At 33.9% G+C, this 12570-nt stretch carries 9 protein-coding genes and 1 pseudogene; 9 read left to right on the top strand and 1 reads right to left on the bottom strand.

Features of this window, described 5'->3' with window-relative positions; genetic code table 11:
* Window positions 1-2 precede the first annotated feature (2 nt).
* From nadE to BAOM_RS09110, 7 genes and pseudogenes are all read left to right on the top strand, one after another.
* Window positions 3-833 carry an ammonia-dependent NAD(+) synthetase gene (gene nadE / locus BAOM_RS09085; RefSeq protein WP_127759998.1) on the top strand — a complete coding sequence of 277 codons (831 nt, stop codon included), beginning with the start codon at window positions 3-5 and terminating at the stop codon, window positions 831-833.
* Between the two features lie 186 nt (window positions 834-1019).
* Window positions 1020-1342: pseudogene (locus BAOM_RS09090) on the top strand (hypothetical protein); the annotation flags it as partial.
* Entirely contained in the window at window positions 1339-1968 is a 630-nt protein-coding gene (locus BAOM_RS09095) for a class I SAM-dependent methyltransferase (RefSeq protein ID WP_127759999.1), read from the top strand. The pseudogene BAOM_RS09090 and the gene BAOM_RS09095, both read left to right, overlap by 4 nt.
* Window positions 1969-2239: 271 nt before the next feature.
* Window positions 2240-2413 (top strand): hypothetical protein, encoded by a 174-nt coding sequence (locus tag BAOM_RS24300; RefSeq protein WP_164853172.1) that lies wholly within the window; start codon window positions 2240-2242, stop codon window positions 2411-2413.
* A 348-nt stretch (window positions 2414-2761) separates the two neighbouring features.
* Entirely contained in the window at window positions 2762-3496 is a 735-nt protein-coding gene (locus tag BAOM_RS09100) for an alpha/beta hydrolase (protein ID WP_127760000.1), read from the top strand.
* A 519-nt stretch (window positions 3497-4015) separates the two neighbouring features.
* Entirely contained in the window at window positions 4016-4567 is a 552-nt protein-coding gene (locus BAOM_RS09105) for a GNAT family N-acetyltransferase (RefSeq protein ID WP_127760001.1), read from the top strand.
* A complete protein-coding gene (locus tag BAOM_RS09110; protein ID WP_127760002.1) occupies window positions 4564-6036 on the top strand; it encodes a methyl-accepting chemotaxis protein in 1473 nt (490 codons plus the stop codon). The genes BAOM_RS09105 and BAOM_RS09110 overlap by 4 nt, the downstream gene beginning before the upstream one ends.
* Before the next feature lie 76 nt (window positions 6037-6112).
* Here BAOM_RS09110 and BAOM_RS09115 read toward each other — a convergent pair whose 3' ends face one another.
* Window positions 6113-6826 (bottom strand): DUF3298 and DUF4163 domain-containing protein, encoded by a 714-nt coding sequence (locus BAOM_RS09115; protein ID WP_127760003.1) that lies wholly within the window; start codon window positions 6824-6826, stop codon window positions 6113-6115.
* Between the two features lie 1751 nt (window positions 6827-8577).
* On the opposite strand from BAOM_RS09115, the gene BAOM_RS09120 reads away from it, so the two are divergent.
* On the top strand, window positions 8578-11574 hold the full coding sequence (locus BAOM_RS09120; RefSeq protein WP_127760004.1) for a PAS domain S-box protein: 2997 nt from the start codon (window positions 8578-8580) through the stop codon (window positions 11572-11574).
* A gap of 327 nt (window positions 11575-11901) precedes the next feature.
* Window positions 11902-12420, top strand: a complete 519-nt coding sequence (locus tag BAOM_RS09125; RefSeq protein WP_127760005.1) for a hypothetical protein — start codon at window positions 11902-11904, stop codon at window positions 12418-12420.
* The last annotated feature ends 150 nt before the right edge of the window (window positions 12421-12570 follow it).

A 12570-nucleotide genomic window follows, 5' to 3' on the forward strand; every position in this document is an offset into this window, starting at 1 on the left:
AGATGCGTCCTTTACAGTCAGAAATTATTAAAAAACTGTTAGTTCAGCCTACAATCGATCCTAAAGTAGAATTCAGAAAAAGTGTGGATTTGCTGAAAGATTATGCAAAGAAATATTCATTTATCAAAAGTTTTGTACTTGGTATTTCTGGAGGACAGGATTCCACTTTATGTGGTTATATCGCTCAAACAGCAGTGAATGAATTAAATGAAGAAAAGAATACAAATGAATATCAATTTATTGCAGTGAGTCTGCCTTATGGTGTACAAGCAGATGAAGATGATCGTCAGGTGGCTTTACAATTTATTAAGCCAAGTGTGAATGTGACGGTAAATATTAAAGCGGCTGTTGACGCTTCAATACAAGCGGTTGAAACAGCTTCTGGCCAGAAATTATCAAACTTTTTAAAAGGTAATACAAAAGCACGTGAGCGAATGAAAGTACAATTCGATTTAGCAGGTATTTATAAAGGCGTTGTACTGGGGACCGATCATGCCGCAGAAGCAGTAACTGGATTTTTTACGAAGTTTGGTGACGGAGCAGCTGATTTAGTTCCACTTTACCGTTTAAATAAACGACAAGGTAGAGAAATTTTGAAATATTTACAAGCTCCTGAACGTTTATATTTAAAAGTACCAACAGCGGATCTTGAGGATGACAAACCGTTAGTACCAGATGAAGCGGCATTAGGTGTTTCCTATGAGGAAATCGATGATTATTTAGAAGGCAAAGACATTCGCATAGAAGCAGCGGAAATTATTGAAAACTGGTACACAAAGACGGAACATAAACGAAATGAACCGATTCATGTATATGATACGTGGTGGAGATAAGAAGAAATTATCAAACTGACCTGGCTTATATAAGCAGGTCAGTTTTTTGAATTAGCAGACCATTTCACTTCTTACTTATGCGGTTTTAAGCATCCTGTTCTTTTTCTTTTATCTATGTTTTAAATCAATGTTGAAATTTGATATAATTTCGTGAAATTAACATAGCAACAAGTTTCTTTTAGATAGAGGCATAAAATTTTTGACTGCATAAGAGTATTTTTTGGTACAGGCTCTGTTGAAAGTTTTAAAGGTACAAAACCTTCTAAAAGGCTAAGAAAATCTCGTAAAAGAGGTAAGCAGGTTAAAAAGAGAGGTATAATGAATAGGTTTAATGGTGTTATAACTGTAACTATATGTACTGATTCAAATGACTTGAACTGTTTGAAAATGATAAAGAAGCAATAAAGGTAAAGAACTTTATGGTTCAATGTAATGTAGCCTATGCTTATACAAAAACAGCAGATTTTAAAGAAAGAGAGCTAATATTTGTAAAGGAGATTGAGGTATGACAGAATTTTGGGAATCAAGCTTTATAGAAAATCAAATGATGTGGGGATTTGAGCCTTCAGACTCCGCAATCTTGACAAAGGACTTTTTCCTTGAAAAGAAAGTTAAGGATATATTGATTCCTGGTATTGGATACGGTAGAAATGCAAAGGTTTTTATTGACAACGGAATACATGTAACAGGTATTGAGATTTCAAAAACAGCAATTGAATTGGCAAGGCAAAATGGACTTAATATTAGTATTTTTCATGGTTCAGTAACCGATATGCCTTTTGATAACAAACTTTATGATGGTATATTTTGTTATGCACTTCTTCACTTATTGAATAATCGTGAGAGAGATAAGTTTATTAAAGATTGCTATGATCAATTAAAGCCAAACGGATATATGGTTTTTACTACTATTTCTAAAGAAGCCCCAATGTTTGGAAAGGGAAAACAACTGGATAAAGACTATTTCGAGATAATGGAAGGGGTAAAAATGTTTTTTTATGATTCTGACTCGATAAAACAAGAATTTGGAAAATATGGACTGATAGAATTTTCGGAAGTTGTTGAGCCACATAAGAATATGGAAAATAAACCTCCATTTAAATTTATAATGGTAAAATGTCAAAAAGAACTATAATTACAATTGCATAAAAATCAGAAATAGTGAATGGTTAATTGATACGGCTTATGTGTAACCATTCATTAAGGCCTTTAAGTGCTTATGCATTATTATTAAAGGGCGAATTAAGGGAAGTCAAAGGGCTTTCCTTAAAATCGCTTAATTTTCAACAATATTTTAAAACATAGCCTTTCTTTTAAAACCGAAAAGAGGACGAAATGATTGAAACTCTATAAACTTGGTGTAAGATATATAGATATGAATACTTTTGATAAAGGATGAAGACAACTTGAATAAACTTGGCTGGATTATATCGGGGCTTGGTGCTTTACTGATTTTTAGTAGTTTGCTTTACCCGCTAGACGTTATTGAAAAAAACACATTTTTAGTTCTTTTATTAGGTGGGGCAGGTATTATGTTTGTAGGAACAATGATACGTGCTTTTTTAGGAAATAAGAAGTGAATAAAAATAGCTTCTAGGTCATGCCTAGAGGCTATTTTTATTTAAACATTTGGTGTCCAATATAAAGGAGCCGCGTGCAAATCGTGTTTATAGGTGTACGCTATAAGTAATACTACAAATAAAAACAAATATTTTTAGTTTCTACATTTCTTGTTTTTAATATTGTTTAAATTGTCGAGACTAAAGGAAAAAGATATTGACAGGTAATGATGGGATGTAGTATTTTACATTGGGTTATCAAAAAATATATCGAAATAATATCTTGGGAAATGATAAAAAAGAAGTAATTTAGCAGTCGTCTGCTTTTATCGAATATGCAAAATGGGTAAGAAGAAAGGACGTTTATATATGAAAGTTGTTACACCTAAGTCATTTATGTATAAGGGCGGAGAAAGAGCCGTTCTTTTATTGCATGGTTTTACTGGAAATACAGTGGATGTGAAGAGGCTAGGGAAATATTTAAATGATCGAGGATATACATGCTATGCTCCACTTTATAAGGGACACGGTCTTACTCCAGAAGAGCTCATTGAGACAAATGTTGAAGATTGGTGGCAAAGTGTAGTAGAAGGGTATCAGTTTTTAAAAAGTCAAGGATATGAGCAAATAGCTGCAGTTGGTTTATCTTTAGGTGGCGTGTTTTCATTAAAGTTAGCTTATAATTTCTCAGTAAGTGGAGTTGTTACGATGTGCTCTCCTATGTATCAGAAAAAAGACGAAGCGATGCAAAAGCGTGTGATTGATTACGCCTCTAATTATAAAAAGTTTGAAGGGAAAAGTGAGGAAACTATTGAGGCTGAAATGGCGGAGTTTCAAAAGGTTCCTATGAATAATATTTTAACAATTAGAGATTTTATTTTGGATGTGCAAGAAAACTTAGATCAAGTGTTTGCTCCTTTATTTGTAGCTCAAGGACGTCTAGATCATACTATTAATTTAGAGAGTGTAAACAATATATATAACGGTGTTAATTCATATGAAAAAGAGCTGAAGTGGTACGAAGAATCTGGCCATATTATAACGCTAGGCCCAGAACGTGAACAATTATATGAGGATATTTATGAATTTCTTGAATTGCTGTGACATGTCCTAATTGTATAGATGTAAGAAGGTGCAAATCTCGGGTTTGCACCTTTTTTATGCATGGATAAACTTTACTTAGTACTTGAATTATCTGTTGCATAAGAGCTTCTTCATATTTTTAGGCAATAGCTTTATTTATTAATAAAATGGATTCCTATTATGAAAGCCTTTAAATCGTCAGTGGAAAAATAGAAATATTTCGCTTCATCAAATGAACCCTGTTAGTACTTAAATAATATAGAATTAGAATTTAATTATTTAAGAAAATAAATAAAATGGGTAAAAAGTCATGAAAAATTAGCTTCTGATAAGGTTTATAAAGTAATAAATAAGGTTTATACTCTGAAAAGAGTAAAGAAATAAGAATATACACTTAGTTAGCATAGATTTTATATAGAGTATAAATTGCCTTTTATTTTTTTCTATATATTATACATAAATAGTTAAATGAAGAGGGGTTTTAGGTGATTTATAGCAAATTCAACAAGTTAAAACTTAAAAAGGGGGGGAAGGTTTTTTATGTACAAACTTGTAAAGAGTCAAAAGGAGCGAGACCTATTTCATCAAATCAAGAAATCTGTTTGGGATGAAAAAGGGTTTGATATGGAATATGGGAAAGAAAGCTCAGACCTTTATCTTATTTATGCAGAAGATGGTGTACCGGGTGGAACATTCGAGTTTACTTCATATTCAAGATTCACCGCACCTATTATGAAGGAATTATTTAATGATGTTATTCAAAAAGATATGAGAGTTATGGAAATAGATAGTTTTGCCGTGTTACCCCAATATCGCGGGAAACTTGGGCGTCAAATTATGTGTTTAGTGATTGATTACGCTCAAAAAAATGGATATACACATGCTATTGGTATTAGTGATCCGGCTGTTTTTCGTTCTTTTAACAATACATATCAAATTAGAACGATTCAAGTAAAAGAGAAAATATGGTACAAAGGTGCAGAGGTTATTCCAGCACTATTACATCTTAAAGAGGCTTATGACAATATAGAAGATGAAAAATTTTCATGGTTTACAAGACCAAATGAAATGAGAAAAGGTGTATTTATATGAGCAAATCTGAGTTATTACAAAAAAGAAATAATTGGGTAGTTTTGGTCTTTGGAGGGACAATAGCTGTTCTTCAGTTATTGAATTTTAGCTTAGGAATACCTTTAAGTTTTGTCATGTCTGTAATTGGAATTTTAGGAGGGATACTGGCCCCTGTTACTTTTATAGCGAATAAGACAAAATTTAAAGAGCAATTGGCTGTCCCAATGAAATATTTTAACCTTATTATTATCGGGGTATTTTGGTTTACGATTCTTTCATTAGACCCTCACATGATTAATATTATGTTTATGTTTTTCTTTATAGCAGTTATGGGGATTTATCAAGATAAACTGATAAATATTCTTACTCTTGTTTTTACATTAGGCATTTTAATCTATTATTTTGTTACACAGGGTGAGGTCATATTTCACTCAACTAATTATCAAGACTTACTGTATTATATTCTTACTTTCTGTTTTATATCTATCGCTTCTTTTATGCATTCTATGTTTAATAATAAAATGCAGGAAGAGATAGAATTCCAAAGAGAAGAAGCGGTTCAAGCCAAAGAATTTACGGAAAATATTTTAAATAAAATTAGTAGTTCATTAGATTCCGTGAAATCTTATCAAGACGATTTAAACAAAACAACAGAACAAGCAAGTTTACAATCAACGGAGATTATAGAATCTATTAAAACAATTGTTCAGTCATTTGATGTTCAAACAGCACAATCGAATGAATTAGTAGCTGGAACTAATTCAACAAACTTGCAAGTAGAAGATATGACGAAATCTATTAGTGAAATGAATGATTATCTTGATTCCACACAAGAAGCAACAAAAGAGAGTGAAAAAAGAATCGATAATCTTGGAAGTGACCTGGAAAATTTTAATGGAAGCATTCAAAAAACGATTCACTTTATGCAGGAGTTACACTTAGAAACGGAAAATATCGAAAAAATTATTCAAACCATTTTTGATATTTCCGCTCAAACGAATCTATTAGCTTTAAATGCATCCATTGAAGCGGCGAGAGCTGGTGATGCAGGAAAAGGTTTTGCTGTAGTGGCTAATGAAGTTAGAAAACTTGCTGAATCTTCAAAAGAATCTTCTGAATCCATTTCACAACTTCTTTTGTCCATCAAGGAAAGAGTCTCTTTAGCATCCAATACGATTGCTGAATCTCAAAAATCTATTGATAAAAATAGAGAAGGTATGGAAGAAGTTAGATCTATTTTTAATAATGTGGATGTATACATGAATAATTTGATAGAAAAAACAGAAAATCTTCAAGACTTTATTTTGACTGTACAAGGAATGATGCAGGAGGTAGAAGCTAAAGCTAAAGAAAGTGTAAGTATGACAGAAACAAACAAGCAAAGCCTTCACGATGTACTAGAACTAGTTTCAAACCAAGATGAAGAAATTTCTTATTTATCAGATGGGGCTAAAAATATCGAGCATAAATTACAAGAATTACATCGATGAATCACTGTAATAGTTTTTAAGTGAATAAATCGATAAAAAAGGTGCAAACCTAGGATTTGCACCTTTTTTATATGCCTTATTTATAAACTGTACTTGGTACGTGAATAACTGGATTGCCTACTGCGTAAGGGGCTACTTCATATTCTTGGAAAATTAAAGCAATCCCTTTATCTGTATAATAAAATTGGGTGTTTTTATCGACTTTAAAATCATCTAATATATAGCTCTCAAAAAAGATGTCTGGATGTTTCGACATATAACTCTTTACATATTTTGTGACTTTTGTATACTTTGCCTTGGATGTAAGAGTATCACTCAGTGTATAGTGCTTTCCTGTTTTTAAATTGAAATTATAGCTTGTGACTAAACCGGAACCGTGTGCACCGCCTGCGTACATCCAGTCAAAGATAAGAATACTGACTTTTCCGTTTTTATTATATTTCACTTTATAGCTTGTTGTGTAATCATATTGACAAGCATACGGGTACTCTTTACATAGCGGATCTCCTTGAAGTTCTTCCATATCCTTTTTTAGTTGATTATAGCTTTTATAGGACCCTTGAATATGCTTTAAAAGAACACTGTTAATTTTCTTTTGAGCGGAGGTGCTCTTTAATCCAGAGACTTGAGGGTATTTTAAAAACTGTTTACTCTTATATGTTTTCGTTATCACCTTAGCCTTTGTAGAGGACGCAGCATAAGCGTCATTAGAGGGCAGGGAAAAAGAAACGAACAACGCAAACATCATCAGCCAACAAATAATAAGCCTACTCCATTTGATGTTTTTCATAAAAACCTCCAAGTTAATGATTTACTAATTTGTATTATAAAGGAAAATATATCCTCTGTCACAGCACATGATAAGTTATCGATATTTTGTCTGTAAATAAAATATGCTTCTAAAAGGATTATGTTCTTTTAGAAGCTAGATAAATGGTTTGGAAGAAACAAATTTATTTTTCAGCTCTTCCTCGGTAATGGTCATTTTCCCTTGCAATCCTTCAGCTTGAAGAACAAAATTTTTGATACCTAAAAATTCTGATTCCGCGATTATGAAAAATGTTGTTCCTTTGATAAAGTTTGTTCCTGGTAAGTCTCTAATTAATTGTACCTGTTTTATTTGTGCTCACTCCTCGTGTGATTTAGACTATAATGTTATCATAATTGTCTTCTCGAGAACATTATACGAAGCGGTATTTTAGTGCTAGTAATTATCGAAGGGCCTATTGTTAGTTAATGAAGGGGCTAGATGAATGCTTATATTTGAAAAGTTGATGGATTTGTATACGAAAAATTCTAATGTTGAATAGGCTAAGTGGAGAACATTATCCTTACGCTTTGGAATGTAACTGAACGAAAATCTCAATATACAGCAATAGAGGCATTAAAGCATATTCAATGAACTAACGTGGTTGACTTTTAAGTTGGACAAGTTAATCATTTTTATTATTATTTTATCTGAATTTAAAATGGGGAACACTTGTCTTACTATTTGAATAATATATATAAGACGTAAGGAAGCACCTTGCGTCACCTTAGACTGACTATAAAAAGTCAGTCTCTTTTTTTGAACTTAACTTACTAAAATTTCATAGTTATTTTTGAGGAGGGTCTTGCTGAAAGGTGTGTGAGACCAAGGTTTCACACGAGTAGGACCAAAAATCAACAACGTCCTATAACCGAGCTTTTTGGAAAAGGAACAAAGAATAAGCTATCAAGATTTTAAATTATACTCAATATGAGTTTAACGAAGTAAAATAGAATCAAGCCTTTTTTCATTGATTTGTGATACTGTATTTGAAGAAGACGAACTAATGTTTATTCAATATAAGTTTGACAAATCAAGCAAAAGAAAAATTGATTTATTTTTATAGTGAATAGTATCAAACAGCACTGAAAAAATTATATAATTATATTGAACTGGTAATCATTTAGATATTGCGTCTTAGGAGAAATGTTACAACTTGACTCATGGATTACAATGTAAGTGAAAACTACTTACCGAAAAAGGTAATTTTATAAAAAAAACAGAGAAGCAATGCCGTACGTCTAAGTTAAATCGTTATAAGGATAGAGGTTCGCTGACCACTCCCATGGCTAAAGCCGCTGGGGTTCTTTCTCACAAATATCCCACTTACCATCTTCCATAAGAAGAGACAGAGGCGAGACTTGGGTGAGCAACACTTGAGAGAAAAACAGTCCTTCAAGAGGGCAAGGTCGGTGCCAACTACGCCGTTCAATCGGCGATACTTGTCTAGGATTACGATACCGCACTCTTTCTATGAAGAGTGTTGGTCGGCAGAACGTTGAACATTTTACATGACAGACGTTTTTCCTGTCACAACCACCTATGTTCAGTTTTCAAAGAATATCCTATATACCAAATTATACCATTTTTAACGTATGGTGTACAGAACGTATTTTCGATATTTTATCTGCACACCGCATTTGAGCGAGCATTCATCCCATCCTTAAAAAAGGGGGTGCCAGCGCACCGTAATGGGCTTTCTTTTCGCAAAATCTGTAATTTGAGGTGCTACAATGCTGGAATCAAAAAATACCAATCAAATATGTATGTTAGAAACTGATCTTAGGACTGCACTTGAAAAGAAAGAGTTTAGTCTCTGTTATCAACCAAGACTCCATTTGGATTCAGGGAAAATTAATGGAGTAGAAGCCTTGATTCGCTGGGAACATCCAGAAAAAGGGGTAATCTTACCAGTAGACTTTATTCCTCTTGCTGAAGAAACAGGATTGATTATACCAATAGGTGAATGGGTATTGCGCACAGCTTGTGAGCAAAACAAAGCGTGGCAGGAAGCCGGTATATCCCCTATGGTGATGGCTGTTAACTTGTCCGTTCGTCAGCTTTATCAACCGAATTTAGTTGAGAGAGTACGGCTTATTTTAGAAGAAACGGGACTTGCTCCTGAATATTTGGAACTTGAAATTACAGAAAATATAATGATGAATGTTCAGGATGTTCTTCCTGTCGTAAAGGAATTAAAACGTCTCGGTATCCGGCTTAGTTTGGATGATTTTGGAACAGGCTATAGTCCTCTACATTATTTAAAAGAATTTCCTATTGATAGTATCAAAATAGACCAATCTTTTATTTGTAATTGTAGAGTAGATCAGAAGGATGCCACAATTGTAAAAGCTATTATTGCAATGGCTCACCAATTAAAGCTGGAAGTGATTGCTGAAGAGATTGAAACGAAAGAACATTTAATTTTCCTTCAACAGAATCTTTGTAATATGGGGCAAGGCTATCTATTTAGTGAACCTTTACCTCCTGATCAATTGATACAGCAGTTTTATCAAATAGAACAGATTGTTCATCGAGAAGGGATTTCACAAGAATTCAGTAGACAAAAATGGTTAGAGGAAGAGTTAGAACAAGCACGTCAAGAATTGCGGGATACCTTAAGGCAGCAACAAGGGATGATGTTTAAATTTATTGAATATAATAAAAAATTTATTCATACCTTATGTGATGGGGAATTGCTGTACCGAATGAATTTCACACCTGAACAAATCTTAGGAAAGGGACTACGAGATTTTCTACCTGATGATTTAGCAGAAAGAAAAGCTCATTATTATCGAAGAGCTTGGGAAAACAAGGAGAATGTTACCTACGAAGAGGAAGTCAATGGCGTTTGGTATCTTGCCTCTTTGCGTCCTGTCCAAAGAGGTGGAGAAGTAGTTGAAGTTATTGGTTCCTGTATTGATATTACCGAAAGAAAAGAAAGTGAAGAGCGATATCAAAAAGTAGTTGAATATTCTCCTAAAGGGATTGTCATTCATCGGGATGGAAAATTTCTTTATGCGAATCCCTGCGCTTTGAAAACGATAAAGGAAGAGGACGTAGTAGGGAAAGAAATCTCCATCTGTCTTCACCCAGATTCTTATGAACTTTCTAAAAAGAGGCTAGCTCAAACTGAAGTGGGAGAAGAACTGCCGATAACAGAAATGAAGCTGATAGCACAAGATGGAGAAGTGATTGATGTCGAAATCGGCAGTGTGTCTATCCCTTATGGTGGAAGTTCGGCCATTCTAACTATGTATAGTGACATCACCGATAGAAAAAAGGCGGCACGAGACCTTGAAGAAAGTAAAGAACGGTATAGAAGGTTAGTAAATCTATCTCCAGAACCGATTGTCGTACACAGTCAGGGGATTATTAAATATATGAACAAAGCAGGAGTGAAAATTTTAGGGTTTACCCATCCTAAAGAATTACTTGGGAAGCCTATTTTAGATTTTGTTCATCCGGATGATCGAAAGATGGGGTTTGAACGGATACAATGTTTAGCACAAGAAAACGAGAGTGAAGTCGAACTTTGGGAATATAGAATGATTCGTCCTGATGGAACAATCTTTTATGTGGAAGGTATAGCAACTGGAATTATGTATGATGGAGAGCCGGCTATTCAAGGAATGTTCCGGGACATTACAGCAAGAAAAGAAGTAGAGGAAGCTCTCCGTCAAAGCGAAGAAAAATATCGCCTCATTGCAGAAAATATGCAAGATTTAATTGGCGTGTTGGATACAAAGTGTATAGTTCGCTACGCATCGCCCTCTCATGAGACTATATTAGGATTTCCAACTGATGTATATGAAGGGAATAGAGCTTTTGATTTAGTCCATCCTGATGATATTTCTTATGTGCAAACTCAGTATGAAAACTCAATTTCATCGAAGACACCTTGCTATATTGAATTCCGATGTAAACATGTTAGTGGAGGTTGGGTCTATGTAGAGGCTTGGGGAACTCCTGTACTGGATGGAAATAATGAAGTTGAACATCTTGTCATAGTAGCTCGTGATATTTCCGAACGAAAAAAGGCAGATCAACTAATACGCAAATCAGAAAAACTTTCCGTTGCAGGACAATTGGCTGCGGGAGTAGCACATGAAATAAGGAATCCACTGACTTCGATAAAGGGATTTATTCAGCTATTACAAAAGGAAACAAATAACCCCTTGTATACGGATGTTATCTTGTCTGAAATTGATAGATTAGAAGATATCGTTCAGGGTTTTTTATCACTTGCCAAGCCTCAAGCACCGCAAATGAAAGAAATAGATGGAAGGCTTCTTTTACAACAAGTGGTACTTTTATTTGAGACACAAGCTTTATTGAAAAATGTTCAAATTGTGCAAGAGTATAGTGAAAATTTACCGCTTATCTATTGTGACGGAAACCAAATGAAACAGGTGTATATGAACATTCTTCAAAATGCAGTAGAAGCTATGCCGAACGGAGGAGTCATTAAAATTCAGGTTCTTTGGCACAGTGCTGACTCTATTTTGTTTAGATTTATTGATCAGGGCCAGGGGATATCTAAAGAACGGATTAAAAATATTGGCGAACCTTTTTTCAGTACAAAAGAAAAAGGGACAGGACTGGGGCTAATGGTTAGCCAAAAAATTGTCCAAGAACATGGAGGGACAATGGGTATAGACAGTACCGTTAATCAAGGAACTACGGTAGATGTTATTTTGCCGATTAAGCCTTCTTTTGTACGTGAATAGATTTCTATTCATAATCCTGTGTGTCGATTTAGATGGATGATAAAGTAATCTCGCAGCACTGTAATACGGTTCAAGAAAATCCATCGGTTCACTGAGGAGATAACGTTCCAACTCAGTTAATGTAAAAAAACAAATAGTGGTGATTAAAAGAATCAGTCAATGGCTGATTCTTTTTTCATCCATTTTCGATGCAGGTATTTCTTGAAGTCTTGTTTTTTATGTCTTTCTTAATGTCTCGACTTGACAACATATTTTATCCATTAATCGGGAACTCTAGTTTTAAATTGCTAACGTGTATAAAAAGGGAATTTTAGAGGAGGGAAATAATTGAAGTATTTTTCTAAAGTTTTAATGACTATTTCTTTATCATTTTTTCTTATGTCTGTCTTTGGTTGCAGTAATAATGAAGAAAATAATAACACTAATGAAAATCAAACTACAGAGGAGACAAAGAAGGATGAAGAAACTACTAAGAGTAAATATCCATTTCCAAATGACACAACCGCTAAAGGGAATGGGAAAATTATGTTAAGTACTGCTGCTGGTACATCTGAAAATGGAAATACTCCAGTTTTATTTGTTTCTGAAGAGGATATCCTTATTCAAATTGGCATGGATGCTGAAAACTTTGATGGAAGCAAACAATCGTTTGTGTATGTGGATAAGCTGTTTTCTAATACAGAACAGTTTGGAGAACTAACACAAACATCAGTGAATTTGCAGGAAAGTATGTTAAAGCCAGGAATACACACAGTATCAGTCGTTCAATTTAATAACGATGATCCCAATAATGGTTCTGTCACAGGTTATACAGAGGCGAAATACGAAGTAAAAGAGAAGAAATAATTAACGTTAGTCTAGAGAAAAAATTATGGATTTCATATTGAGTTGTTAGGATTTAAAGATTCTATATAACTGGATTTACTTTTGTTTTTAAAGATGAGTTTGTGCTATACTAATTTTAATAATATTCGAAGGGATGATGGGTGGACGATG

It is taken from the genome of Peribacillus asahii, assembly GCF_004006295.1.
In the GTDB taxonomy this organism is placed as follows: domain Bacteria; phylum Bacillota; class Bacilli; order Bacillales; family DSM-1321; genus Peribacillus; species Peribacillus asahii_A.